Source organism: Arthrobacter sp. M4, assembly GCF_020251205.1.
In the GTDB taxonomy this organism is placed as follows: Bacteria; Actinomycetota; Actinomycetes; order Actinomycetales; family Micrococcaceae; genus Arthrobacter.
Map to the genome: position 1 here is coordinate 89,419 of NZ_JAIWYX010000008.1, position 26,197 is coordinate 115,615.

23 protein-coding genes are annotated in these 26,197 nt (G+C 64.1%); 9 read left to right on the top strand and 14 right to left on the bottom strand.

The genetic code is table 11. The features are described from left to right. Positions 1–82: 82 nt before the first annotated feature. The 5 genes from LD110_RS15055 to LD110_RS15075 are packed head-to-tail and all read right to left on the bottom strand — an operon-like array spanning position 83 to position 5,869. Complete coding sequence (locus LD110_RS15055) at positions 83–1,135, bottom strand: NAD(P)-dependent alcohol dehydrogenase (protein WP_225499652.1); 1,053 nt, start codon at positions 1,133–1,135, stop codon at positions 83–85. Next, on the bottom strand, positions 1,132–2,679 hold the full coding sequence (locus LD110_RS15060) for a mannitol dehydrogenase family protein (RefSeq protein WP_225499653.1): 1,548 nt from the start codon (positions 2,677–2,679) through the stop codon (positions 1,132–1,134). Before LD110_RS15060 ends, LD110_RS15055 begins: the two co-directional genes overlap by 4 nt. A gap of 3 nt (positions 2,680–2,682) precedes the next feature. Next, entirely contained in the window at positions 2,683–3,900 is a 1,218-nt protein-coding gene (gene manD, locus LD110_RS15065; RefSeq protein ID WP_225499654.1) for a D-mannonate dehydratase ManD, read from the bottom strand. Continuing rightward, complete coding sequence (locus LD110_RS15070; protein ID WP_225499655.1) at positions 3,897–4,877, bottom strand: 2-hydroxyacid dehydrogenase; 981 nt, start codon at positions 4,875–4,877, stop codon at positions 3,897–3,899. Before LD110_RS15070 ends, manD begins: the two co-directional genes overlap by 4 nt. After that, the gene (locus LD110_RS15075) at positions 4,874–5,869 is read right to left on the bottom strand and encodes a LacI family DNA-binding transcriptional regulator (protein ID WP_225499656.1); all 996 of its coding nucleotides are present in this window, start codon (positions 5,867–5,869) and stop codon (positions 4,874–4,876) included. The genes LD110_RS15070 and LD110_RS15075 overlap by 4 nt, the downstream gene beginning before the upstream one ends. A 226-nt stretch (positions 5,870–6,095) precedes the next feature. Between LD110_RS15075 and LD110_RS15080 the strand changes: the two genes are divergently transcribed. Next, a complete protein-coding gene (locus LD110_RS15080; RefSeq protein WP_225499657.1) occupies positions 6,096–7,436 on the top strand; it encodes an MFS transporter in 1,341 nt (446 codons plus the stop codon). 117 nt (positions 7,437–7,553) lie between these two features. Further along, complete coding sequence (gene ggt, locus LD110_RS15085; RefSeq protein ID WP_225499658.1) at positions 7,554–9,377, top strand: gamma-glutamyltransferase; 1,824 nt, start codon at positions 7,554–7,556, stop codon at positions 9,375–9,377. A gap of 94 nt (positions 9,378–9,471) precedes the next feature. On the opposite strand, the gene ligD is transcribed toward ggt, so the two are convergent. Next, the gene (gene ligD, locus LD110_RS15090; RefSeq protein WP_225499659.1) at positions 9,472–12,741 is read right to left on the bottom strand and encodes a non-homologous end-joining DNA ligase; all 3,270 of its coding nucleotides are present in this window, start codon (positions 12,739–12,741) and stop codon (positions 9,472–9,474) included. Between the two features lie 39 nt (positions 12,742–12,780). Between ligD and LD110_RS15095 the strand changes: the two genes are divergently transcribed. After that, positions 12,781–13,800, top strand: a complete 1,020-nt coding sequence (locus LD110_RS15095; protein WP_225499660.1) for a Ku protein — start codon at positions 12,781–12,783, stop codon at positions 13,798–13,800. 266 nt (positions 13,801–14,066) lie between these two features. Here the strand turns inward: LD110_RS15095 and LD110_RS15100 are convergent, their stop codons facing one another. Beyond that, positions 14,067–14,333 carry a Rho termination factor N-terminal domain-containing protein gene (locus LD110_RS15100; RefSeq protein ID WP_225499661.1) on the bottom strand — a complete coding sequence of 89 codons (267 nt, stop codon included), beginning with the start codon at positions 14,331–14,333 and terminating at the stop codon, positions 14,067–14,069. Positions 14,334–14,441: 108 nt separating this feature from the next. Between LD110_RS15100 and LD110_RS15105 the strand changes: the two genes are divergently transcribed. Continuing rightward, positions 14,442–14,762, top strand: coding sequence for a hypothetical protein (locus tag LD110_RS15105; RefSeq protein WP_225499662.1), 321 nt, complete (start codon positions 14,442–14,444; stop codon positions 14,760–14,762). 18 nt (positions 14,763–14,780) lie between these two features. On the opposite strand, the gene LD110_RS15110 is transcribed toward LD110_RS15105, so the two are convergent. Beyond that, complete coding sequence (locus LD110_RS15110; RefSeq protein WP_225499847.1) at positions 14,781–14,957, bottom strand: CsbD family protein; 177 nt, start codon at positions 14,955–14,957, stop codon at positions 14,781–14,783. Positions 14,958–15,230: 273 nt separating this feature from the next. Here LD110_RS15110 and LD110_RS15115 point away from each other — a divergent pair, with 273 nt between their 5' ends. Both LD110_RS15115 and LD110_RS15120 read left to right on the top strand, forming a co-directional pair. Continuing rightward, positions 15,231–15,710 (top strand): Dps family protein, encoded by a 480-nt coding sequence (locus LD110_RS15115; protein ID WP_225499663.1) that lies wholly within the window; start codon positions 15,231–15,233, stop codon positions 15,708–15,710. Between the two features lie 9 nt (positions 15,711–15,719). Continuing rightward, entirely contained in the window at positions 15,720–16,670 is a 951-nt protein-coding gene (locus LD110_RS15120) for a DNA topoisomerase IB (protein ID WP_225499664.1), read from the top strand. A 148-nt stretch (positions 16,671–16,818) separates the two neighbouring features. Here LD110_RS15120 and LD110_RS15125 read toward each other — a convergent pair whose 3' ends face one another. The 6 genes from LD110_RS15125 to LD110_RS15150 form a co-directional block, all read right to left on the bottom strand. Then, complete coding sequence (locus tag LD110_RS15125) at positions 16,819–17,094, bottom strand: HPr family phosphocarrier protein (RefSeq protein ID WP_225499665.1); 276 nt, start codon at positions 17,092–17,094, stop codon at positions 16,819–16,821. A 32-nt stretch (positions 17,095–17,126) separates the two neighbouring features. Next, on the bottom strand, positions 17,127–18,845 hold the full coding sequence (ptsP, locus tag LD110_RS15130) for a phosphoenolpyruvate--protein phosphotransferase (protein WP_225499666.1): 1,719 nt from the start codon (positions 18,843–18,845) through the stop codon (positions 17,127–17,129). Positions 18,846–18,868: 23 nt separating this feature from the next. Beyond that, positions 18,869–20,962, bottom strand: a complete 2,094-nt coding sequence (locus LD110_RS15135; RefSeq protein ID WP_225499667.1) for a fructose-specific PTS transporter subunit EIIC — start codon at positions 20,960–20,962, stop codon at positions 18,869–18,871. Positions 20,963–20,964: 2 nt separating this feature from the next. Then, positions 20,965–21,951: a 1-phosphofructokinase family hexose kinase gene (locus tag LD110_RS15140; protein WP_225499668.1), complete on the bottom strand. Its 987-nt coding sequence runs from the start codon at positions 21,949–21,951 to the stop codon at positions 20,965–20,967. Next, a complete protein-coding gene (locus LD110_RS15145; protein WP_225499669.1) occupies positions 21,948–22,739 on the bottom strand; it encodes a DeoR/GlpR family DNA-binding transcription regulator in 792 nt (263 codons plus the stop codon). The genes LD110_RS15140 and LD110_RS15145 overlap by 4 nt, the downstream gene beginning before the upstream one ends. Positions 22,740–23,089: 350 nt before the next feature. After that, positions 23,090–23,296, bottom strand: a complete 207-nt coding sequence (locus LD110_RS15150) for a DUF6458 family protein (RefSeq protein ID WP_225499874.1) — start codon at positions 23,294–23,296, stop codon at positions 23,090–23,092. 166 nt (positions 23,297–23,462) lie between these two features. Between LD110_RS15150 and LD110_RS15155 the strand changes: the two genes are divergently transcribed. From LD110_RS15155 to LD110_RS15165, 3 genes are all read left to right on the top strand, one after another. Further along, entirely contained in the window at positions 23,463–24,080 is a 618-nt protein-coding gene (locus LD110_RS15155; protein ID WP_225499670.1) for an alpha/beta hydrolase, read from the top strand. 232 nt (positions 24,081–24,312) lie between these two features. Next, positions 24,313–25,365 carry a LacI family DNA-binding transcriptional regulator gene (locus tag LD110_RS15160; RefSeq protein WP_225499671.1) on the top strand — a complete coding sequence of 351 codons (1,053 nt, stop codon included), beginning with the start codon at positions 24,313–24,315 and terminating at the stop codon, positions 25,363–25,365. Continuing rightward, positions 25,358–26,083, top strand: coding sequence for an HAD family phosphatase (locus LD110_RS15165; RefSeq protein ID WP_225499672.1), 726 nt, complete (start codon positions 25,358–25,360; stop codon positions 26,081–26,083). Before LD110_RS15160 ends, LD110_RS15165 begins: the two co-directional genes overlap by 8 nt. The last annotated feature ends 114 nt before the right edge of the window (positions 26,084–26,197 follow it).

Genomic DNA, 26,197 nt, shown 5'->3' on the forward strand with positions numbered 1-26,197 from the left:
GTCCATACTCCTTTGAATGGATGTCTGCGTGGGTGGTTGTTGCGAACGGTGGCGCAGGGGCCTGTGTTGCGCTGGAACTGAGCTAGTAGGTGATCAGGACCTTCAGGTTGGTGGGGTTGGTTACTGGTGCTGTGAGGGCGGAGGCCGCATCGGATAGTGGGTAGGTGCTGGTGATGATGGACCGCAGGTCCGCCTTCCCGGATGAGGCGAGCTCTATCGCCGTCGGGAACGCGTGGGCGTAGCGGAACGCCGTCACGAGGTCGATTTCGTATCGCTGGAGGAAACCCAGCGGGATGCCGTCAACCGTCGGCTTGGCCTGTCCAACCACGGTGGCCCTGGCAGCAGGGGCCAGCGTGAGGATGCCGTCGGCCAAGGCCCTGGTGTTGCCGGAGCATTCGATCAGCCGGTCCATAGCTGAGATGTCAAGCGCGGTGGTGGCGGTGTTGATGGTCCGGGTTGCGCCGAAGCGTGCCGCGGCAGCGAGGCGATCGTCGTTGACGTCAGTCACGATGATCTCCGCGGCACCGCGGGCTGCTGCCACTTGCGCAACAAGCAGCCCGATGGGCCCGGCGCCGGTGACGAGCACCCTGTGTCCTGGCTGGACTTGGGCGCGTTCAACTGCCCAGACCGCCACGGCCAGCGGTTCGATCGCCGCTCCGATCTCCGGAGGCACACTGTCCGGCAGTTCATGAAGCGCGACGTCGGGAACCACCACGTGCCGGGCGAACAGTCCGTCGGTGGGCGGGGAGCCGAAGCAGGTACCGGTGGCGCAAACGTTGTAGCGGCCGGACAGGCAGCTTGCGCACTTGCCGCAGGGAAGCGCCGGTTCAATCACGACGGCGGTGCCCGGGGCAAGGTGCGATTCCTCGCCTGCCGCAATAACCACGCCGGCCCCTTCGTGGCCGAGGACGGTGGGTTGACGGAGGATGTTGGTGCCGTTGCGGCCGTCGGCGAAGTAATGCATGTCCGAGCCGCAGATGCCGCCAGAACGCATCTCAACGAGGACGTCATGTGGGCCGAGCTGGCTGAGGGATTTGTGTTCGATACGAAGGTCGCCGGCTCCGTGAAGGACAGCGGCTTCAGTGGTCGCCGGCAGCTTGCCGGAACTGGTAGGGGAGAGGGTTTGGGTACTCATAGTGTGCCCTGTGCTGTTTGGAGGGATGGAGTTTGGAGGTTAGGGAGGGAAGGGCCTGCCTTGCCGCTGGCCTCGGCGATCGCCGCCAACGGGCCATGCGTGTGCAGGACGTCGATCAATTCACCCGTGCGATTGGTGAATTCAGCTCGCTCGGCCAGTTCCTCGCCGAGGAGATGGTGCTCGGCCAGCACCTTATGCGCCAGTTCGTGGCCCGAACGGGACTCATTGGCGAGCCTCGACAGCAGCTTCCTGGCAGGATCCTCCATGGCGTCGGCGTGGACGCCCGGACGGAAGCCATTGATGGGCGCAATGCAGCTGAGGTACGCCGCGGTGGTGAGGGCCAGGAGCTGAGGGACGCGGCCGTCGTCGAGCATTTGCAGTGCTGGCAACGGGATCCGCTGCCTGAGTTTCACGGAACCGTCCGAACCCACCTGGCTGGTGCGGTGACCTAGGGCCGAGTTCCGCCAGCGGGAGAATAGTTGCTCCTCGTAGGCGTTGACGTCCACGGAGGACGGGACGCTAACGCTGGGCAGGTACTCCTCCCGCAGGACCGAGCGGGCGGCGGCCTCGATGGCAGGGATGGTCACGGAGTCCGGGATGGTCGCCGCACCGGACAGCGCACCAAGGTAGGCGATCAGCGAGTGTGTGCCGTTCAGCAGCCGTACCTTGAGCTGCTCGTAGCCAGCCACTTCGTTGGAAAACACGGCCCCGCCGACTTCCCATGCGGGCCGGCCCGCGATGAAGTTGTCCTCCACAATCCACATGCTGAATGGTTCCGCCGGGACTGGGACCAGATCCCTGTAGCCGCGGTGTTCGGCAACGAGTCGCCGGTAGTGGTCCGTGGTCGCAGGGACGATCCTATCCACCATCGACGACGGGAACGTCACGTGGGTGTCAATCCATGCCAGCGTTTCCGTTGCCTCGGCAGCCGGCAGGCGGGAAGCGAATTCCCTGACCAGGCGTTGGGTGTGGTGGCCGTTGTCGGCGAGGTTATCGCAGCTGAGGATCGTTATGGGCTCTGAGTGCGTGCGGGCACGCTCCTGGAGACCACGGACCATCTGGCCAATGGATGTCCTCGGCGCTTCCCGGTGGACGAGGTCGTGCTGCACGTTGGGGTCCGTGAGGTTCAGCGAACCTGTGGCAGGTGAGTAGGTGTAGCCGTTTTCGGTCACGGTGAGCGAGACGATGCGCGTGGAGGCAGCGCCAATCGCTTCGCGAAGCTTTTCGGGCTGGTGTGCTGCTGTAAACGCGTCGGTGTGGACGCGCGGGACGCTGAACGACGAGCCCTCTGGGGAGATCTCGACCACTGTGTACAGCATGTCCTGCTCTTGCATGGCATCAGTGATCCTCGAGGAACGGCTGGAGACACCGATGATGCCCCAGTCACCACCCTGCGCTGCGACGGCTTTGTCCGTATAAACAGCCTGGTGTGCTCGGTGGAAATTGCCGAAGCCGAGGTGGACAATGCCGGGGGCCGGCGCTGTGGTTCGGCGCAGGATTCCGGGAGTCTTGGCCGTCAGCGGTGGAGTGCTAGGTGTGGCCATGGTTCACCAGTCCTTCATGGAGCCATCCAGCTCCCGTGCGATCGGCAGGTAAGCCTGCGTGTACGGGAATTGGGCAGCGGCTTCTTCGTCAACTTCCACGCCCAGGCCGGGTTCGTCGCCCGGGTGGAGGTAACCGTCGTCGAACCTGAAACTGGAACGGAAGACCTCGGAGACCAGAGGGTCGTAGCCCATGTACTCCTGAATGGCGAAGTTGCTGGTGGCCAAGCCGAGGTGGAGGGACGCGGAAAGGTTGATGGGGGAGACGTCCGAGGGGCCGTGTGGGGCGCCCTTGATTTGGTAGACCTCGGCAAGGGCCAGGATCTTGCGCACGTGGGAGATGCCACCTGCGTGCACAACCGCTGTACGGATGAAATCAATGAGCCGTTCAGTGAGGAGGTACTCGCAATCCCAGATGGTGTTGAAAACTTCGCCGATGGCCAGCGGGATAGTGGTCTGCTGGCGCAGCGTCCTCAAGAGCCGCTGGTTCTCGGCAGGGGTGACATCTTCCAGCCAGAACAGGTCCACGTCTTCCAGTGACCGGGCCAATCGGGCCGCTTCCGTGGGGTTGAGGCGGTGGTGGACGTCGTGGAGGAGTTTCAGCTCCGGCCCCACATGCTCGCGGACGGCGGACAGGACCTTAGGCGCGTGGCGCAGGTACGCCGACGTGTCCCAGTCCTCCTCCACAGGCCCGGCGCCTCGGCCGGCCGGTTCGTAACTGGCGGCGCCGCGGGTAACCCCATACACCTTGTCCAGCCCCGGCACACCGGACTGGGCGCGCACCGCGCGGAAACCCTGTTCTCGGCGCTTATCAATGGAATCCAGCAACTCAGGAAGGTCCCAGCCCGTGGCATGGGTATACGTGAGGATCTTGTCACGGGCGGCGCCGCCGAGGAGTTGGTAGACCGGGACGCCCAGGGCCTTACCCTTGATGTCCCACAGTGCCAGGTCCACCGCGCCGATTGCCGCCATGGTCACCGGACCGCGCCGCCAATAGGCTCCGCGGTAGAAGTACTGCCATGTATCTTCGATCCGGTCGGCATCCCGGCCCAGGAGGGCGGGGGCCAGATGGTCGCGGAGGTAACTTGCTACGGAAAGTTCGCGCCCGTTCAGCGTGGCGTCACCCCAACCGACCACGCCGTCGTCGGTGGTTATCTTGAGCGTGACGAAGTTGCGGCTAGGGCTGGTGATCAGGACGTCTACATCGACGATTTTTCGGGTCATCGGGGAATCACTACGTTCTTCAGCGGTTTGTTCAAGGACAGGCGGGTGATGTTTTCAGCGATCTCCCGGGCGCGGTTGCGGAAGGTTTCCGCGGTGACGCCGGAAGAGTGCGGGGTCATGATGATGTTGTCCAGCCGCCCGAATGGCAGCGTGGACGGTTCGCCCCGGCCGTCGGTGGCCGGGTACTGATACCAGACGTCGACGGCGGCACCCGCGATGCGCCGGTCCTTGAGGGCCTCGTACAGGGCGGCTTCGTGTACGACGGGTCCGCGGGCAACGTTGACCAAGAGCCCGTCCGGGCCAAGATCGTCGAGTTCGGCGGCGCCAATAATGCTGGTGGTTTCCTCGCTGAGCGGGATGCTGACCACCAGGATGTCTGATTCGCTCAACGCTTCGCCGAGCCGATCGGTGGTACCGGACCAGCGCAGGCTATTCGCGCCGGCGTCGACGTTTCCACTGCGCGTGATCGAAATCCCCTCTGCGCCGAACGCCTGAAGCAGTCGCCAGGCGGCGCTGCCGATGTGGCCGAATCCGAGGAAGGTGACCACTGCGCCGCGCAGGGTTTCCGGCTGCCGGATTGACTGGGTGTAAACGGAAGAGGACCAAATTCCGGTCCGCAGGGCGGCGTCCTGGCCGAGGAGATTCCGGCGGAGGGCTACCAGAACCGTGGCGATGTGTTCAGCGATGGAGCTCTCGTGGTGGAAGGTGTTGGCGACTACTACGCCTGCTGGCAAAGCTGCCGCGTCGATGCCGTCGTAACCGGCGCCCGCTACGTGAACCAGGCGCAGGTTGCTGGCCGCTGCCCCCATGGCTTCAGTGAATTTGGGTCCGACGTAGACATCGGCGTCCTTGAGGTCCGTGAGGACGGAGTGTTCATTCCAGCTGTCGTGCCACGACGTGACGGCTCCTTCCGGAAGTGCGGCCTCGAACGTGGAGCGGTGCGGCATCAGGTTGGGGTCTGCGATGACGATTCTCATGATTTCTTTCCCTGGAGGGCTTGGTCTGCGGTGCGGGCAGCGAAGGTGGATCCACGCACGATGAGTTGGGAGCTGAGGTGTACGGCCTCGGTGGCGATCGGTTTTCCGGCCATCTGTTCCAGGAGGAGTTCCAGGCCGAGGGCGCCGCTTCGGTCTATGGGGACTCGGACTGACGTAAGCCCGGGCTCGGCGGCTGCAGCAATGTCCAGATCGTCGATGCCCACCACGCTGATGTCCTCTGGGCAGTGGTAGCCGAGGGTCCGGGCCCCGGCCAGCATGCCGATCGCGACGAGGTCGTTGTACGCGATCACTGCCGTGGCGCCGCTGGCGACCACTGACGCTGCGGCCGCCAATCCGCCGTCGACCGTTGCATTTTGGTTTCCCACAGTGACCAGCTCGATGCCCCATTCCGTGCAGAACTGGGTCACCGCCGCGAGTCGCTGGCCATTAGCCCACGACGACGCCGGGCCGGGGATGTAGGCGAGCTTGCGGTGGCCGAGGGCGTAGAGGTGTTCGATGGCCTGGCGGAGGCCTTCGCCTGCTTCCATCAGCACACGTGCCGCGTGTTCGGCCTCGCCGTTGATGACTACCAGTGGAGCGTTGCCGGCGAGTTCGTGGATCTGTTCGGAGGGGAGGCGTGGCGAGCAGAGGATGATGCCGTCCACGCCGGTGGAGAAGGACTCCAGATGGGCGCGCTCGCGGGAGGAGGACTCGGCCGTGTCCGCGAGGACCATGCGGTGGCGACCGTGCCAGGCCTGGCCTTGGATGGCCTTGATGAGTGCAGCGAAGACCGCGTTGGCGACATCCGGGACGATGACGCCGAAGGTGCGGCTGCCTGTGACACCGGGGACTTCATAGCCGAGCTGCTCGGCTGCAGCCATGACTTTCTGCCGCGTCTCGGCTGCAAGCCGGCCCGGGTCTCCGAATGCCCGTGACGCCGTGGCCAGGGACACCCCGGCCAGCTTGGCGACATCCGTGAGTTTTGCCGACATCAGTCCTCCAGTTGCTTCGTTGAAACTCTTGCTTTAGCCAGTATGGAAAAGTTTGTACAAGCTTGTCAAGAGTTTTCATGGGCTTGTATGGGAGGGCCGTCTACACGGCAGACGTTCGCATGAAATCCTCCAAAGAGTGCCGGCCTGCGGGCGGACCGAGCACGCGGACGCTAGCCTCTCATCTCCAAATCCCTCATCATCAGAGAGGAGACCTATAGGAGTGACTATGGAAGTCACAAGGAACATCACTGAGGAACCGATCGAGGGTTCCGCCGCATTCAAGCGCCGCTTTATGCAGAGGATGGTCTTTGTCCTAGCCGGCGGAATGTTCCTGGATGGCTACATCCTGGGGATCGTCGGCCCAGTGGCTGGCACTATGACTGCCGATCTGGGCCTCTCTACGTTTTGGGAGGGGTTGATCGCCGCAGGCCCGCTCTTCGGGATCCTGTTCGGGTCCCCGATCGGTGGCTGGGCCGGTGACAAGTTTGGCCGCAAACCTCTGTTCATGATGGACATGGGCCTGTTCGTCATCGCTTCGGGGATGCAGTTCTTCGTTTACTCGCCGGAACTTCTCTTTGTTGTGCGGCTAATGATGGGCATTGCCATCGGTGTGGAGTACTCGGTCGGCTGGCCGCTGATGTCCGAGTTCGCCCCGGCACGTCTGCGTGGGCGGCTTATGGGTGTGACGCTCGTAGCGTGGTACAGCGGTTTTATGCTCGCTTTCCTGTTCGGATACATCCTGGACCATGCCACCGACCTGGGTTGGCGCACCATCCTGGGCACGAGCACCGTTATGGCGGTGGTCTTGTTCGTTGCCCGGTTCGGCTTGCCTGAGTCACCGCGCTGGCTCTGGAACCAGGGGCGCAGGACCGATGCCCGGAGAGTCGCTCGCCGATACATGGAAAGTTCGCACGAAATAGTCGACGTCGAACATGAGGATACGGAGAAGGGTACCTTCGGGATGTTGTTCTCGCGGCGGTACTGGCGGTCCACTCTGTTCGTCTCGATGTTCTGGTTCTGTGGCGTTGCACCTTACTTCGCCATTGCCACGTTTGCCGACAGCGTGCTGGAGAAGTACGGACTTGGCGGCGGACTGGCCGGCGGTGTAGGCCTGTCCGCAGTCGCCCTCGCCGCGGTTATTATCACTGTCCTTCTGGTCGACAAGGCCGGCCGGAGGGTCCTGACCGTTCCCCCGCAGTGGTTGTGCACCATAGTGCTTGCCGTCATCGGTCTCTGGGCAGGAGCACCGCCGGTCGCTGTGCTGGCCCTTTTCCTTGCATTCTCGTTCTTCAACGCGATGTACAACACCCTGACCGGCATTTATCCGGCCGAAGTTTTCCCCACCGAAATCCGGGGAATCGGCACCGGATTCGCTGCCGCCGTGAGCCGCGTTGGGGCGGGCCTGGGTACCTTCCTCCTGCCATGGTCGATGGTGAATCTTGGCCCCGCGATCTCGATGCTGATCGCGGCGGGCATCGCTCTTGTCGGTGCCGGGATCTCGCAGTGGTTGGCTCCCGAGACAAAGGGTAGGAGCCTCACCGAAACGGCCGCCGGTTTTTCGCACTAGCATGCCGGGCTGTCTGCATTACCGGGCGCCAAGCCACGGACTTCCGTTGAGTCACCCTTGTCCGTGGAGTAGCGTGACCTGCACCACCAACCGCAGTACCCAGACTCGGGAGGAACCATGCCAATTCTGAGACGCCGATTCGCCGCCCTAACAGCGGCGTTCGCTTTAACAGTCACAAGCGGGGCCGTAGCAAGCCCGGCATTTGCAGACCCACGAGAGACAACAAAGACCCCAACGGCCACAGGATTCGGCGGCGCAGTCAGCACCGTAGACCCCGAGGCCTCCGCAGCAGCAATTGAAGTTCTCCGCAACGGAGGCAACGCGGCCGATGCCGCCGTCGCCGCCGCCGCAACGCTCGGCGTTACCGAGCCCTACAGCGCCGGGATCGGCGGAGGCGGGTACTTCGTCTTCTACAACGCCAAAACCGGCAAGGTCAGCACAATCGACGGACGCGAAACCGCCCCGGCAACGATGCCGAGCGACGCATTCATCAACCCGGCAACCGGGGCGCCGTATCCATTCGCCCAGCTCGTCTCCAGCGGTGTGTCCGTGGGCGTCCCCGGAACACCCGCAACATGGGAACGCGCGTTGTCCCGCTGGGGCACTTTGGGCCTTGGCGACGCCCTGAAGCCCGCCATCAAGGTCGCAACCCGCGGCTTTGTGGTGGACGAAACCTTCCGCCAGCAGACGCTCGACAACAAGCAGCGCTTCTCGGCGTTCACCTCCACCAGCAACCTCTTCCTCCCCAACGGTGACGCTCCCGCCGTCGGAAGTGTCTTCCAGAACCACGACCTCGCTGCCACGTACAAGCTGCTTGCCCAGCAGGGCACCCAGGGCTTCTACGCCGGGCCGCTAGCGGCGGAGATTGCGGCCGCTGTTCAAGCGCCGCCCAAGACCGCCGACACGACGCTGCCCGTTTTCCCCGGCCATATGACGACGGCGGACCTCGCCGGATACCGTGCCCTTGACCAGGATCCCACTCACGTCGAATACCGCGACCTGGACGTCTACGGCATGGCGCCATCGAGCAGCGGTGGCACTACGGTGGGCGAATCCCTCAACATCCTAGACACATTCAACCTGTCAGAAATGTCCACACCGTCCGCCCTGCACCACTACCTCGAAGCCAGTGCGCTGGCTTTCGCCGACCGCGGCAAGTACGTGGGCGACCCTGCCTTCGTCAACGTCCCCACCGCCGCGCTGACCGACCCCCTGTTCGGGAAAGAGCGCGCGTGCCAGATCAACCCGACCACCGCGGCGGTGAAGCCCGTCCTCCCAGGTGACGTCACCTCGTTCGACGGCGTGTGCCCGGCTGCCGCTGCAGCGCTCGCCGACGAGAAGGACACCGAAAACATCTCGACGACCAACCTCACCGTGGCCGATAAATGGGGGAACGTGGTTGAGTACACCCTGACGATCGAACAGACCGGCGGATCAGGCATCGTTGTTCCCGGACGCGGGTTCCTGCTCAACAATGAGCTCACCGACTTCTCCGCTGTTCCCAGCGCCACGGATCCGAACAGCATTGCGCCGGGCAAGCGGCCGCGCTCGTCCATGTCGCCCACCATCATCCTGAAGGAAGACAAGCCGTTCCTCGCACTCGGTTCGCCTGGTGGATCTACCATCATCACCACGGTGCTCCAGACGATCGTGAACCGCGTGGATCTGGGGATGAACATCTCCCAGGCGATCGCCGCACCGCGTGCATCCCAGCGGAACACTGTAAAAGTCACTGCGGAGCCGGAGTTCATCGCGGCCTTTGGCAGCCAACTGACCCCATTCGGTCATCAGTTCATGCCATCCGGTGACGCCTTCACATCGGCCGCGCAAATCGGAGCGGCGACGGCAATCGAGTTCAGGCCGGACGGCAGCATGGTCGCCGCGGCTGAGCCCGTGAGGCGCGGAGGCGGCTCGGCGATGGTGGTGAAGCCCTCGCCGTAAGACCGCGAACCCCTCGAGTTTGTGTACAGATCAATCCCCGAATGCAGCGTCAAAACGGGACGAACTGTACACAAACTCGATGGCGGGCCGGGCTCTACTCCACCGAAACCTCGCCTGGCTCCTTGTCCGGACGCCAGCCGCGCCAAACGGGGAAACGCAAACGATCCGAGTCTGTCCAGCTTCCGTAGCTAACTTCACCCACCAGGATCGGCTCAACCCATCGGGCCATTGCGGCGTCCTCCCGCGGCACTTCGTGGAACGGTGAGCCAGGCTGCTCGTGCTGTTCCAGGCGCTCCAGGATCTCCTTTAGCTGCCAGTCTTTGAACCCGGTCCCGACGCGGCCCAGATACCGCAACTTGTCGCCGTCGGGCACGCCCACAAGGAGGGCGCCAATGGTGCCGCGACGCACTCCAGCCCCTGGTCGCCAGCCGCCCACGACCACTTCCTGCATACGCTCCAGCTTGAGCTTGATCCAGGAATGGCTCCGTCGGCCGGGCAAATAGCGGCTGTCCGCCCGCTTCGCCATGACGCCCTCAAGGCCCAGTTCACCGGCGCTCTCCAGGATGTCGTCCAAGGCATGGTCCAGGACAAGGGATTCGTGGACGGGACAGTTCGACGGCGGCAACCGGTCCATGAAGGCTCCCAGGCGCCGGCGGCGCTCGACGAGCGGCAGGTCGCGAAGGTCGGCTGGCGAAGCCCCGGAGTCGAACATCAGGTCGAAGAGCATCAGCCGGACGGGATACAACTTCCGGGCACGCTCGATGTCGCCGGGTTTGACCAGGTTCATGCGCTGCTGGAGTCGTCCAAAACTCGGACGCCCGGAGTGGTCCACAGCCACGATTTCACCGTCAGCCACAAAATCGTGGTCCGGCCAGCAGGACGCGTCGGACAGCTCGGGGTACGTTGCCGTCATCTCGTTTCCATTGCGGCTCATGAGCCGGATGCGGCCCCTGGTTCCCGTAATGATGGCTCGGATGCCGTCCCATTTGAGCTCGTACAACCACGCGCCCTGGCGGTCATCCGTCCCCCGGACGTCCGCGGCGGTGCCGGCCGCCGCCAGCATCGGCGTCACCTTGGGCGCCTGTATCGGTACAGGTTCGACGGCGGCAGCTGGCTTGGGTGCCTTTGCTGCTGCGGCGGCTCCGGCTGGGGAAGTCTCGCGGCCCTCGGCAGCAGCGCCGGCCTTTTCACGCGGGCTGCCGGCGGCTTTTGTGCTGGGTGCGCTTGAGGTGCGTGCCGGAGTTGCGTTGCTCAAGACCGGGCTGCCGGCGGCTTTTGTGCTGGCCGTTGTGTTGGGTGCGCTTGAGGTGCGTGCCGGAGTTGCGTTGCTCAAGACCGGGCTGCCGGCGGCTTTTGTGCTGGGTGCGCTTGAGGTGCGTGCCGGGGTTGCGTTGCTCAAGACCGGGCTGTCGGCGGCTTTTGTGCTGGCCGTTGTGTTGGGTGCGCTTGACGTGCGTGCCGGCGTTGCGTTGCTCAAGACCGGGCTGTCGGCGGCTTTTGTGCTGGCCGTTGTGTTGGGTGCGCTTGAGGTGCGTGCCGGCGTTGCGTTGCTCGAGACCGGGCTGCCGGCGGCTTTTGTGCTGGCCGTTGTGTTGGGTGCGCTTGAGGTGCGTGCCGGCGTCGTTCTGGTCCCGCCTGTGGCGTCGGCCGCCGACGAACCGGTCCCGCCCGATAACCGCCGACCGCCCGGTTGCTCCTTCATCAGATGGATGAGCCACTGGTTGGGAGCGGCGCCACCTGTGTGAATCAGCGCGAACCGTTTGATGCCATGCAAGCCGCCGCCGGGTTGGCCAGTCAAGGTGGCGATGACTTCCTTGCCGTCGCGCCATTTCTCGCATTCGAACGTTCCGCTGTCCCAGATGGACATGGTGCCCGCCCCGTATTCGCCCTTCGGGATAACGCCGGCGAACGTGGCGTACTCCATCGGGTGGTCCTCGGTCTGGACCGCCAGGTTGTTCCGGGCGGGTGTCTCCGGCACGCCACGTGGCAGGGCCCACGACGCCAACACGCCGTTGTGTTCCAACCTGAGGTCCAGATGGTACCGACGCGCGTGGTGTTCCTGGATCACAAAGATGCCGCCCGGCGGCTGCTCATCCCCGGGCTGTGGCTTGGCTCCGGAAGACGCGGGAAAAGGCTCCGGCGTTCGGTCGACGTCGCGCTTTCCCACGTAGGCACTCAGCCGCGGGTCGACGCCGGCCCCAACCCCCTTGGCCGCCGCCGCGCCTTTCGCGGACGCTGCGAGCTGGGTGGCGGAAGCGTCGTCGTCGACGTCACCTCGCTCGCGACCCGTACGGGCGCCGCCGCGGGCTGAACTGCGGGAGCCGCCCTCGCCTGGATCGCCACCATCGCGGTCAGCGTCCGACGGCGGGTGGCCACCCTTCGCTGAACTGCGGGCGCCGCCGTCGCCCGGATCGCCGCCATCGCGGTCAGCGGCCGACGGCGGGCGGCCACCCTTCGCTGAACTGCCGGCCGCCCCGGTGATGGCGCTGAAGGGGTCCTTGCCCTGCTTCACCCGCTTGAGCACTTCCGTGTAGTCCAGGTGCTTGAGCGACGGCGAGAGTAGCTCACGCCACGTCCGCGGAGCTGCCACCGTGGGGTGTGCGCGGCCACGGAGTGAATACGGGACAATCGTGGTTTTGTTGCCGCTGTTTTGGCTCCAATCCACCAGCACCTTGCCGTGCCGAAGGGACTTTTTCTGTTCGCTGACCACCAGATCCGGATGGTCAGCCTCCAGGGAACGGGCGAGCTCGCGGGCGAAGGATGAAACCTGCTCCCAGGGCTGAGTCCCGTCCAGTGGCACGTAGAGGTGGATGCCCTTGCTGCCGCTGGTTACCGGGACTGGATCGAGCCCCATGTCCTGCAGGATTTCGCGGGCGAGCTTGGCCACCTCCACGCATTCGGGCAAACCGGACCCAGGGCCAGGATCCAGATCTAAGACCAGCCTGTCAGGCGGCAGCATACGACCCTCGGCGTCGACCTGCCACTGCGGGACGTGCAACTCCAACGAGGCTATTTGGGCCAGCCACGTGAGAGTGGCGAGGTTGTTGATCAACGGGTACGTATTGGTGCCGTGGCGGTGCTTGATAGTCACACGCGGCACCCATGAGGGGGTGGAGGCGGGGTCCAGGTTCTTTTGGAAGAACATCTCGCCGGGCTCCTCCGCGGTCCCGACACCGTGCACCCATCGCTTGCGGGTGGCTGGCCGGTTGGCCGCGGCGGGGATGAGGAAAGGTGCCACGGCGGCGTAGTAATCCAGGACTTGGGCCTTGGTGGTCCCAGTCTCCGGGTACAACACTTTGTCCAGGTTGGTGATGGTCAGTTCGTGGCCCTCAACATGGACTCGCTCGGCCTGTCTGGTTGCCACCTCTTCACCTCCGCCTGCTTTGTGATGTTGACTTGATGCATGAGGGCCATCTGGAAGGGTTCTATCGCGTTCGGGCTAGTTAATGTACCCGTCAAGCTCTACAGCGCCACCGAGGACCACGATATAGGCCTCCACCAGGTGCACAGTAGGGACGGCGGCCGCATCCGGTACCAGCGAAAGTGCGAGGTCTGCGGTGAAGTTGTGGCTTACGAGGATATCGACAAGGCCTATGAAGAGGAAGGCCGAACCGTCATCCTCACTTCGGAAGAGCTGAAGTCCCTTCCGGAGGAAAGCAGCCGCGAAATTGAAGTGGTGGAGTTCGTTCCCGCCGAGCAGCTGGACCCGCTGACCTATGAGCGGAGCTATTACCTGGAACCGGACTCGGCGTCGCCCAAGGCATATACCTTGCTGCGTCGGACCCTGCAGGACACCGATCGCGTGGCTATTGTTCAGTTCGCACTGCGCCAAAAGACGCGATTGGGCGCACTGCGCGTCCGCGGCGATGTCCTGGTGCTGCAGGGCCTGCTGTGGGCCGATGAAGTACGCGAGGCCAGTTTCCCGTCCCTCGAAGCCAGCGTCACGGTGACGGCCAAGGAGCGCGAAATGTCTGCCGCCCTGGTGGACTCGATGTCGCAGGACTTTGATCCGGAGCACTACACGGACAATTATCAGGCCCAACTCCGGCTGCTCATCGAGGCCAAGCTGGAGAAGGGCGAGTCCCTCGACACCGAGGAAACGTTTGGTGCTCCGGCGGCTGCCGAGGGTGGCGAGGTTATCGACCTCATGGAGGCCCTCAAGCGGAGCCTGGACAAGAAGCGCGCCGGAAAGGGCGCCTCTGCGGAATCGGCAGAAGAGGACGACGGCGGAACGGCCGCCAGCGGGACGCGAAAGACGGCCTCCCGCTCAACGCGGTCAACGTCGTCGCGCTCCGCGGCCAAACCGGCGTCGAAATCTGCTACGTCCGGGTCCAGATCATCGTCACGGAAGACCTCACAACCGGAAGAGGAACCCGAAGCCGAGCGCACTCCTGCCCGCAGGGCTCGCGCTAAGAAGGCGTGAACCCGTCCGGGCCTCACCGTACCGGGGCTCGCGGCAAGGAGGCCTGAACCCGTGCATGCCTCACGGCGTACGGGGGCAGGCTCCACCGTCCGGGCCTCACCGTACGGGTAGCAGGCCTGAGCCGGTCCGGGCCTCACCGTACCGGGGCTCGCGGCAAGGAGGCCTGAACCGGTGCATGCCTCACGGCGTACGGGGTAGCAGGCCTGAGCATGTTCGGTCTGGTGATTCAGCCCGTCCCTCGGCGGCGGAACTCGTTGACCGGGTCCTCAGTGGTGCCGCAGTGCGGAGATGAGTTCCGCCTTCTTTTTTCCGGAATATCCGGTGATTCCGAGTTCCTTGGCGCGCTTCTTGAGCTTGTCCACCGTCCAGTCCTCATAGTCACCGGCCTTGCCGCCTTTTCGGCCTACCTCGCCGCGGCCCCGCTTGGCTGCGGCATTGGAGATCCGGGCTGCTTTTTCCTTTGAAGCGCCGTCGTCTCGCAGTTCTTCGTAAAGTTCCGGGTCCTTGAGGCTCGGGTTCTTCTTGCCGGGCATTTTGTCCTCCAGACGTGGAACGGACCGATATGGAAAGTCTACTTACTATTTAGGTGAATATTGCCAGCGGGGTTCCGGGTGGCGTGTGGCCTGTGCAACGATGCCACTATGAACCAACAACCCCAGTTCCCTACGGAAGGCCATGATGACATGATGGGGTCCCCGGCCACGCGTGAAGATCGCGACATCGCCCGGCGGCGACGCGAAGCGGAGCGCAAGCTCGCAGAACACTACGAACAATCCGAGCATCCCGAGCATGTCCGGCCCGGCCATCAGGAAGAGGCTGGTGCGGGCGAAGCCCCGGAGGGCGCCGGTCAGGAGAACGCCGGGACAGCGGGTGAGGATGCCGGGTTTGGCACTCCATTGGAGGGTCAGCCCGGCGATGCCTCAGTAGGCGATGCTCCTGACCAGGCGTCTGATAGGGACTAAATGTCCAGGGGCTAAGCGTCAGTCCTTCTTGAAGGCGTCCTTGACCTTTTCCCCGGCCTGCTTCAGGTCACCCTTCGCTTGGTCCATCCGACCTTCGTTTTCAAGGCGCTCGTCATCCGTGGCCTTGCCGGCTGCTTCCTTGGCCTTGCCGCCCAGTTTCTCTGCCTGGTTTTCAATCTTGTCGTCCAAACCCATGATCTTCTCCCTTACTACAGGCTCTTGAGGCTTGTTCACGGTGCTTCTGACACTGGCTCGGCTGCTGCCAAGCAGTGACTCAATAGTAAGCACACTTAGTATTGCCGATGCAAGAGGCTCAGCGGTACGCGAGGTGGCATTTAATGCGGATGTTGCGGCTAAACATTGGCATTAAATGCCATCTCGCGGCGGGCTGGATGATCAGTAGGCTTAGCAAAATCCGGTTGTCCGCCGTAGGCTGGTTGTGACCGTCACTGACTGGAAGGGGACACCGTGAAAGCGTCGCAGAAGCTTGCCGACAACCTACAGCAGGTCCTGACCGACCTCATCGAATTGCAGTTGCAGGGCAAGCAGGCACATTGGAACATCGTCGGCCCAAACTTCCGGGACTTACACCTGCAACTGGACGAAGTGGTTGCGGCAGCACGCCAGTTTGCCGATGACACCGCAGAGCGGATGCGGTCCTTGCACGCCCTGCCGGACGGGCGGAGCTCAACCATCACCCACTCCACCAGGCTGGAACAATTCCCGGAGGGACTTACCAGCACCAAGGATGCCGTCAAGCTGATCACCAAGCGCTTGGAGCGCACAGTCCAGACAATTCGCGACGTTCACGATGATGTTGACGCGGAAGATCCCACATCGGCCGACCTGCTGCATGCCATTATCGAGCGACTGGAACAGCTCGCGTGGATGATCAACGCGGAAGTCATGACTCCGAACACGGCTGTCACTGAGCCGGCTGAGGACTGACGGACACCTGTGCCGAGACTAAGGCGCAGCGATCCTGCCGGACCGGGAATCCAGCGCCGGAAGTCCGGCAAGGGATTCAGCTACCGTATGCCGGATGGCACCTTGGCCACGGCAGAGGAACGACGTCGAATCGAGCAACTGGCCATCCCGCCAGCATGGGACGAAGTATGGATCTGCCTCCACGCGAATGGCCACATCCAGGCGGTGGGGGTGGATGCTGCCGGCCGAAGCCAGTACATCTACCATCCACAGTGGCGGCTTCAAAAGGATACGGAGAAGTTCGACAGGGCGGCCCGATTTGGGGCCGCCCTTCCTTCCCTTCGTCGGGCAGTGACCCTTGACCTGCGTGACCCAGCATCGGACCGACGGCGGGCCTTGGCCGCGGCCGTCCGAATGATGGACCTGGGGGCGCTTCGCATCGGCTCGGAGTCGTACGCCAGCCGGAACGGCTCTTATGGCTTGACGACGCTCAGATGCCGTCACGTCGCGGTGGTGGGTGACGTCGTCGAACTGTCCTTTCCGGCCAAAAGCGGCCAGGGTTGGGAGTCCACCGTAAAGGACGCTGAGCTCGCCGAGTACTTGGCCCCGCTTTCCGCGCGCCGGCCCCGGGAGCCTCTGCTGGCCTTTGAGATTGACGGAAAGCTCAGCCCGGTTCGAGCCCAGATGGTCAACGATTATCTGCGTGACCTTGCTGGCGATTCGTATTCTGCCAAGGATTTCAGGACTTGGAAGGGGACAGTGACCGCCGGTCAGGCGCTGGCCGGCCGGGAGCCGGGCAAGGACACGCGCAAGGAAGTGGCAGACGCCATCCGCAGGGTTGCCGAATTGTTGGGCAATACGCCTGCCATCGCGCGAAATTCCTACGTGGATCCGCGCGTTGTGGACGGTTACATCAAAGGTGAACTGGTTGACATTAAAGCAACGGACACAGTCCTGTCTGCATACCTGCTGGAGCGCTAGCCGGCCCGGTCATCGTGGACCAAAAGACACAACAAAAGCGGCTGCCGGTCCAGGCTCATCGCCCGGACCGGCAGCCGCCGTCGTGGTTAAGGCTGAAGCAGCAACTGCCACAGCGACATCCGCCGCGGGGCCGCCGCAAAAGCCGCTATTAGGCGTCGTGGTCTGTTTCGAGGATCTTGACGAGCTTCTCCAGGGCCTCGTCGGCGCCGTCACCATCGGCACGCAGCACCACCACATCGCCGTGCTCGGCACCAAGGCTCATCAGGGACAGGATGCTGGCTGCGTCCATGGCGTCCTCGGCGGGCTCGCCCTGTTTGGCGATGGTGACCTCGAGGTCCAGTTCCCCGGCGGCCTCGGCGAAGATCGCTGCGGGACGGGCATGCAGGCCCACGCGGCTGGCGATGGTAGCGGTACGTTCGGTCATGGTTCGGCTCCTTAGTTGCGTTGCGTTGGTGGTCAGAGTCCCAGTTCGTCCAGAACCGGAAGCTTGTCGCGCACGGCGTGGCGGGCCTCTGCGGCACTCGGGGCCGCGAGGGCGGCGGCGGCGAGTTGCTGCGCCTGTTCCACCGTGACCGTTTTGAGGACGGCGGCGACTCCGGCCAGGGCCCGCGGGCTCATGGAGAGCGTCCCCACTCCCAGGCCAATAAGTACGACGGCGAGTGCCGGGTCCGCGGCTGCCTCTCCGCATACGCCAACCGGCTTGGGCTGGCCGCTGGCATTGCGCGCCGTGGCGGCACCCTGTGCGGTGAGCTTGATGAGCTTCAGGACCGCAGGCTGCCAAGGGTCGTTCAGGGTGGCCAGGGGACCGAGCTGGCGATCTGCCGCCATGGCGTACTGGGTGAGGTCGTTGGTCCCGAGTGAAGCGAACGACACGTGGCTGAGCACAGTGTCCGCTGTCAACGCCGCGGACGGAACTTCCACCATCACGCCCGGGGTCTTGAGCCCGGCGGCCTGGCATAGGTTCGCGAACCGTGCAGCTTCTTCGGCAGTGGAGATCATGGGGGCCATGACCCACACTTCGGCCTCATGCTGGGCCTCGGCAGCGGCGATTGCCTGCAGCTGGCGTTCCAATACCCCCGGGGAGGAATGGTCGGTACGGTAGCCGCGCACGCCGAGTGCCGGGTTCGGCTCGTCGGCGTTGGTGAGGAACGGCAAAGGCTTGTCGGCGCCGGCGTCGAGGGTGCGAACAACCACCTTCTTGCCGGGGAACGCTGCGAACACGGCGCCGTAGGCCGAGACCTGCTCCTCGATTGAGGGTTCCTCGTCGCGGTCCAGGAAGCAGAATTCGGTTCGAAGCAGGCCAACGCCCTCGGCGCCGGCGTCGGCGGCCTTGACCGCGTCAGCGCCGGTGCCCACGTTGGCCAGCAGTGGTATCCGCACTCCGTCGGCGAGGACGTTGTGACCTGTGAACGCGGCCAGGGTGGAGGCCTGGACGGCCCATGCCTCGGCGGCGGCGCGTAGTTCCTCGCCCGGCCAAGTGGTCACTGTGCCGGCTGCGCCGTCCACGTAAACTTCCGTGCCGTCGTCGATCTCGTCCACGCCGGGTGCCGCGACGACGGCGGGGAGCCCCAGTGCCCGGGCCAGGATGGCCGTGTGGGACTGCGGCCCGCCGCTGGACGTGATCAGCGCGACGACCTTATTGGGGTCAAGCGTTGCCGTGTCCGCCGGGGCAAGGTCCTCGGCGGCAAGGATAAAGGGGATGTCCGAGGCCGGGATGCCCGGCGCGGGGAGGCCCCGCAGTTCGGACACGATCCGGGCACGGACGTCCAGGACGTCCGCCACCCGTTCGGCCATGTAACCGCCGAGTGCCTTGAGGGACTCGGCCACGGTGCCCCCGGCTTCCCAGACGGCGCGCTCTGCCGTGCGCGCGCCGCCTGGGGTTTCGGGCTTGAGCAATTTGATGGCGGACTTCACCAGCATGGGGTCAGCGGCCATGAGGGCCGTTGCCTCCAAGACCTCTTTGCCTTCGCCGCTGGCCTTGGCGGCGCGGGCACGCAGTTCCGCCTGGACAGCCTTGGCCGCATCTTTGATGCGTTGGCCCTGCGAGTCCACGGTGGCGTCTGCGGGGATGGCGGCTGTGCCCGGGCCCGCGGGTTCCTGGATCGGTTTGGGCATCTGCCGCACCGGTCCCAGGACCCGACCCGGGGCTACGCCGACTCCGGAAAAGGTCTGCATGGAAAGTACCTCCATCTGCATGCTTACGGCGCTGTCAGGGCAGTTGCTGGAGCAACAGTATCAACGGGCTTGCGTGCTGCCCAGCGCTTCAGGGCGATGAGGAGCAGCGCGGTGACGACGACTCCCACGGCGATCGAGACGAAGAACATCAGCACGTTGCCAATTGCGAAGAAGACGAACGCTCCTCCGTGAGGGGCCTGGGAAGTGACGCCGAAGGCCATCGATATGGCACCGGTTACGGCGCCGCCCACCATGCTGGCGGGGATGACGCGCAGGGGGTCAGCAGCGGCGAATGGGATGGCTCCTTCAGAAATGAAGGAGAGTCCCAGCAGCCAGGCTGCCTTGCCATTTTCGCGTTCAGCCAGGGAGAAGCCCTTCTTGTCCAGCACAGTTGAGGCGAGAGCCATGGCCAGCGGCGGGACCATACCGGCGGCCATAACGGCGGCCATGATCTGCCACGGGGCCTGGTTAGCCGCGCTGCCGGCGCTAAGGCCCGCGACTGCGAAGGAGTAAGCCACCTTGTTGACCGGACCACCGAGGTCGAAGCACATCATGAGGCCGAGGATGATACCTAGGACGACCGCAGCAACCCCGGTCATGCCAGAAAGCCAGTTGTTTAGGAGTGTCATGAGCTGAGCGATCGGCACGCCCAGGAACAGGACCATTGCTCCGGAAGCCACAATCGAAGCTCCAAGCGGGATGATCACCACCGGCATAAGGCCACGAAGCCACCGCGGAGCTTGGAAGCTTCCGATCCAATATGCGATGAGGCCGGCCAAGAGTCCGCCAATAAGACCGCCTAGGAAGCCCGCATTCATAAAGACGGCGACCGCTCCGGCTGTGAAACCGGGGGCGATACCGGGGCGGTCGGCGATGCCGAAGGCGATGTAGCCTGCCAGCGCCGGGACCAGGAAGCCGAAAGCCAAGGCTCCGATCTTGAACAGGACAGAACCGAGGTAAGCGCCCAACGGTCCCGCGGCGTGCGGAGGGTATTCGGTGGGCAAGTTCAGCAGGTTATTGTTTGCCAGGATCTTGTTGGCTGTGTCGCCGAGGGCGATCTCATAGCCACCCAGTAGGAAGCCCAAAGCAATCAGCAGACCGCCTGCAGCCACGAACGGGATCATGTAGGAGACACCCGTGAGAAGCACCCTCTTGAGCTTGTGCCCGATGTGCTCGCCCTTTTCTTCGGCCTGACGCTCGGCGTCTTCCTCGGCACCGAAGTGCGGAACGCGGTGGGCCCTGGGGTCGTCGGCAGCTGCGAGGGCTTCTTGGACCATCTTGTCCGGTTCGTCGATGCCACGCTTCACGGGAGCATTGATGACCGGCTTACCAGCGAAGCGCTCCTTGCCGCGAACATCGACGTCGACTGCGAAGATCACCGCGTCGGCCGCCGCGATCACAGCGGGGTCCAGCGGCTTGGCGCCGGAGGAACCCTGGGTCTCAACCTGCAGGTCCACGCCAACTTCCTTGGCAGCAGCCACAAGGGAGTCCGCCGCCATGTAGGTGTGGGCGATGCCGGTGGGGCAGGCTGTGACTGCGACCAGGCGCTTGGGGCCGGAGGCGCGGTGGGCGCCGTTGCCGGCTGCAGGACTCGGGGCAGCGGCGGTGGCACCGGCGCTTGCTGCGGCGGCTGCGGCCCCTACTGCGACGGGTTCGGCCATTCGCTTTTCGGCCAGGGCGTCGCTGACAAGGTCAACAACTTCCTGCTCGGTGGTGGCTGCGCGCAGCGCGGCCGTGAAGTCCTTCTTGATGAGGGAGCGGGCAAGCTTGGAGAGGAGCTTCAGGTGCTCCTGGTCAGCGCCCTCGGGAGCCGCGATGAAGAAGATGAGATCGGCTGGGCCATCCTTGGCGCCGAAGTCTACCTTTTCGGACAACCGGGCCATGGCAAGGGCCGGCTCGGTGACTGCGTTGGAGCGGCAGTGAGGGATAGCGATGCCACCTGGTACGCCCGTCGCCGTCTTCTGTTCACGGGCGTAGGCGTCGGTAAAGAGGCCTTCGACTTCCGCGGCGCGTCCAGACTCTGCCACGTTGGTGGCAAGGAATCGGATGACGTCCGCGGACGTAGCTCCAAGGTTCTGGTCAAGGGTGACCAGTTGCGTTGTGATGAGCTGGGTCACGTTCAGTCCTTCTGAAGGGCCGTGATAACCACGGCGTCGGGGGTTGTTTGGTGGACTGCCGGCACGGTGGAGCCGGGCAGGGAGGCGGCAGCGGCACCATGGGCCACGGCCTGTCGGAGGCAGTCCTGCGCTGAACCGCCTTGCATGGAGGCCAGCAGGTAGCCGGCCAGGGACGAATCGCCGGCACCGACGGTGCTGACGGCGGTGATCGGCGGATGCGTGGCGAGCCACGCGCCGTCGGCGGTTACAAGGACAGCGCCCTTGGAACCGAGAGTCGCCAGGACGGCCCCCACGCCGCTCTTGACGACGGCGGCAGCGGCTTCGGCGGCAACCGCCGGGTCCGCTTCAAGTTCCTCTGCCGTCCCGACGTCGGAGAGGCCGGCCGCTGCTGCCAGCTCGGCGAGTTCTAAGGCGTTGGGCTTGAGGAGGTCCGGTTTGCCTTCGGTGTCGCCGCTGAGTGCGGCTACTAGCGGGGCTCCGGAAGAATCGATGGCAATCATCGGGGCGTCCCCGCGGTCCTGGCGGTTGCGGAGGCGACGGGCGATGGTGCCATAAAAGTCGGACGGTACTCCGGGCGGAAGGGAACCTGCGAGGACCACCCAGGTGGCGCCGAGCGAGCGTTCCAGCACCAGCCCGATCAGGGCCTCCTGCTGTTCCGCGCTCAATTCGGGGCCGGGCTCGTTGATCTTGGTGGTGACGCCGTCCGGCTCGGTGAGCGTGACGTTGCTGCGGAGCGGGGCGCCGATGGGCAGCGCGGCGTAGGGCACGCCGTCGTCGAGCAGCCCCGCAAGGACGGGGTCGCCATCGCCGCCGGGGAGGACCGCGACGGTCTCCAAACCGGAGGCAACCAGGGCACGTGAAACGTTCACGCCTTTGCCGCCAGACTGCTGGTGCACGGCTGTGGCGCGCTGGACTTCGCCGCGGGCCAGCGGGCCGGGCAGCTCCACTGTGCGGTCGAGGCTCGGATTGGCCGTGAGCGTGACGATCATACGATCACCACGTCCACGCCTGCTTCGGCCAGTGCGGCCGTCAGCTCTTCGGAGGGTTCGCGGTCAGTAATCAAGGTATCGAGATCCTTCAGGGCAGCGAACTGGACGAGGGTTTCCGCGTCCAGCTTGGAAGAATCCGCCAGCGCAATAACCCGTCGGGCGGACTTGACGAAGGCGGCCTTGACGGCAGCCTCCTCGGGATCGGGAGTACTGAGGCCGAAGCCTGCGTGGATGCCGTTGGCGCCGACAAAGGCGATGTCCGGCCGGAGCCGGGACGCAGCCTCCACGGTGGATTGTCCGACGGCAGCCTGGGTGAGGCCGCGAACGCGACCGCCCAGGAGTTGGAGGGAGATGCCGGAGTTGTTGGAGAGCTTGCTTGCAATCGGTAGGGCATTGGTGATGATGACAATCTCGTCATCGTTGGCGGTGGACGCCCGACGCTGTGCCAGAAGGTCGGCCAATGCCTCGGTGGTGGATCCGGCGTCGATGAGGATGCTTCCGGTGGGGTGTTCCGGGATCAAACTGATTGCCGCCTCGGCGATGCGGATCTTCTCGAGTTGGCGCTGGACGGCCCGTTCCAGCACACTTTCTTCCCGCGTGCTCAACCGGTCGGCCGGAACCGCGCCACCGTGGACGCGGCGCAGGCTGCCCGAGGATTCCAGGACTGCCAGGTCGCGCCGGACGGTTTCCGTGGTGATGCTAAACCGCTCGGCCAACTCGTTGACGCTGACCCGACCACGCTCGGCAACGAGGGTGGAGATCAACTGCTGGCGCTCTTCAGCGAACACTTACCCTCCATTGCGTATGTTTCGGGGCGGATACGGACAGTTCACTCAGTGACAGGCATCACATCGAATGTGGAATTGCTTGACTCTATCTTTGTTTATCTGTCGTTGTCAATGGAAAAACCACATAAACACAGATTCGTGACGTGGGTTTGGGTTGATTCAGGGTTCTTGGTGTCGCGCGAGTTCGCTGGAAACTGTCTGCCACGGCTGGAAACTCTCCAGTTCATGCGACGTTTGCGGCTAATTCGACGCCTTGCCCATCTCGTGCACGCTTCCGGCGAAGTCCGGGCAGCAAGATGCCCGGATGGCTGAGGGCCATCCGGGCATTGAGCATTGACGCCTGGTGAGGGCTAGATTTCCCTCTCGCGGTGTTCAACCACGCGATCCGGGCGATGGCTGGCTGCCATGATGAGCGAGATGACCAGGCCAAGCACCCCAACGCCCATCAGGATGTAGCCAATCAGTACTTGGTCGACAAAGGGGATCAGGCCTGGTGCAACGGCCCAGGCCAAGATGGCTCCAACCGCGATCAGTACGATGGATGCTCCGATTCTCATGACTTGCTCCTTTGTTGGGGCAACTGCTTCCTTGTGGGTGGTCTTGTGCTTCACAGGGATGATAAGCCTGCTTATAAACGCAAAGCTACAGGTCCGGTGCGATAAGGACAATGGTGGCCACGCCTGCGGCCGGGTTCCGCGCCCAGGGAGTGGGTAGGCTTGGGCCATGCAAAGCGTCATCTGGTCCAAGCCTGAGGGGGAGCGGGCTGGTACGCCTTTGCTGGTGATGATGCATGGCTACGGAACAGACGAGCAGCGCATGGTCAACCTGTTTCCGCACCTGCCCGGCGAATTCACTTGTGCGGCGCTCCGCGGGCCGATGGATATTGGTGACCACTATGGTTGGTTCCTGCTGGACTACTTCCTCACCAATGACTTCGCCGACGTCATCACCGCCACCAACAAAGTGTTCGCCTGGATCGATACGTACAAAGGCAATCACAGCAGCGTCAGCCTTCTGGGCTATTCGCAGGGGATGGCTATGGCAAGCACGCTTCTCCGCCTGAGGCCTGCGGGTTTCAAGGCAACGGTGGGACTCTCCGGCTTTGTGCTGGACAACGAACTCCTTGCGCTCAGCGAGTCTTTTGATTCCCCGCCAGCGTTCTTCTGGGGGCGGGACAAAGCTGATCCCGTCATCAACGGGGATGCCATTGACCACACCAAAGCCTGGCTGAACGAGCACACAGCCCTCACCGCCCGCACCTACCCCGGGATGGGGCACAGGATTTCGACGACGGAACTCGCCGATGTGTCCACCTTTCTGCGCCATTACGTCTTGAGCTAGTCGAGGGAGCCGCGCCCAAAGGGCACTCGAAAAGGCTTGGGACACTGGTCCGTGGAGGCCCCAGGTGTTCTGCCGGTCATCCCTCACACGTGTTGGGAGTGAGGATTTTGTCACATTTGCGTTGCCTCAAATCCACGCTTGAATGACAAATTTGTAAGCGCTTACACTCTTCTTCGGCGGTTCGGTCCCGGGCCGCTGTGTTCGACAAAAGGAAGGGTTGAGGCCGTGTTGAATGGCTAGGACTCAGCGCGCGACGATCCAGGACGTGGCGGTCCTTTCAGGGCTGTCCATTTGCACCGTGTCACGGGCGTTGCGCAACCTCCCCAACGTGTCCGATCACGCCCACCGGTTAGTGGCCGACGCTGCAGAGAAACTTGGCTACAAGGCCTCTTCTGCCGCGTCACGGCTGGCAGGCGGCACCACTGGAGCCGTGGCGATCATCGCCCCGACTGCCACGGCGTGGTTCTTCGCGCAGGCTGTTGAAGCCGCGGAAGAGGTCTTCGCCGACAGCGGCCTGGACACGATTCTGGTCAGCCTCCGGAACAAGCCGAGCGTCCACCGCAAGGTCTTCTCCGACCTGACCGCTTTGACCCAGCGCGTTGACGGAGTGCTGCTGATCAACGTGGACCTCGACGAAACCGAGATCCAGGCCCTCTCCGCTTCCGATCTTCGCGTGGCGAGCGTCGGCATGCACGATGTACCGTGGGACAACGTAGGCATTGACAACGAAGACGCTGCTTGGCAAGCGACGTCCCACCTCCTTGGCCTCGGACACTGGAACCTCGCCGTGCTCGCCGCCCGGGAGAAACGGGGCTACTCAGTGGCCACGAGTCAACAGAGGCTGGCCGGGTTCACCCGGGCGCTTGAGGAACAACACCTCACCGTCCACCCGGACCTGGTCATCGACGCGGACTCCAGCATCGAGGGCGGCCGGCGTGCGATGACAGAGCTCATCGCTCACCGAAGCCTACCGACGGCGATCTTCGCCCACTGTGACGAAGCCGCCTTTGGGGCCTTGATGGCTTTGCGGGAGCACGGACTGTCGTCGCCGAAGGATGTGTCGTTGATCGGGATCGACGACCACCCGATGAGTTGGTTTATGGGACTCAGCACCGTGGCTCAGCCGGTAGCTGACCAGGGAGCCTTCGCCGCGAATCTCCTTGTGGAGCGGCTGCAGAATCCGGAAGCCAGCCACGAGCCCACACACCACCTCCTCAACACGAAGCTGATCGAACGGAAGACAACGCGCCGCAAGCGTGGAACGGAAAAGCACAAACATGACTGAACACCGCACCGCCTGGGCCGGCGCCTCCGCTGTTCTCTTCGACCTCGACGGCGTGCTGACGCCCACTGCCGTAGTGCACGAGCAAGCCTGGCAGGAACTGTTCGACGGCTACTTGGCCGAAACTGGCAACCCGGAAGGCTACCGGGAAAGCGACTACTTCGATTTCATCGACGGCAAGCCGCGGTTCGACGGCGTCCGGGACTTCCTGGCCTCCCGCGGGGTCGAGCTCCCCGAAGGACCCGCCGATGACGACCCCTCCAATGCAACTGTCCAGGGTCTGGGGAACCGCAAGAACCGCATTTTCAACGACATTGTGGAAACCCATGGCGTCGCCCCCTACGAGGGTTCGGTTCGCTTTGTCCGCGCGGCGCTCGAGGAAGGCCTCAAGCTGGCGGTCGTTTCGTCGTCGCGCAATGCGCCGGCCGTGCTGAAGGCAGCCGGCCTCGCCGGCCTGTTCCCGGTAGTGGTCGATGGACAAGTGGCGGCGGATCACGGCCTGCCGGGCAAGCCGGACCCCGCCACCTTCAAGTACGCGGCGAAGCTCCTGGACATCCCCACCGAGCAGTGCGTCATCGTTGAGGACGCAGTTTCCGGCGTCAAGGCGGGCAGCGCAGGCAGCTTCCGCGCAGTCATCGGCGTGGACCGTGGCGCGGGACGCGAAGTCCTGCTGGACGCTGGCGCAACGTTCGTCGTCGACGACCTGGCTGACCTGCTCTGACCAAGCTCCGGTCGACGGGGGACGGCGACGCCAAATCCTACCTGGATAGCGAACAAAGACAGCCCGCCAGGGTGGTCCTAAACGGGCCCTTCCGCTGGTAAACGTGAGGCCCGC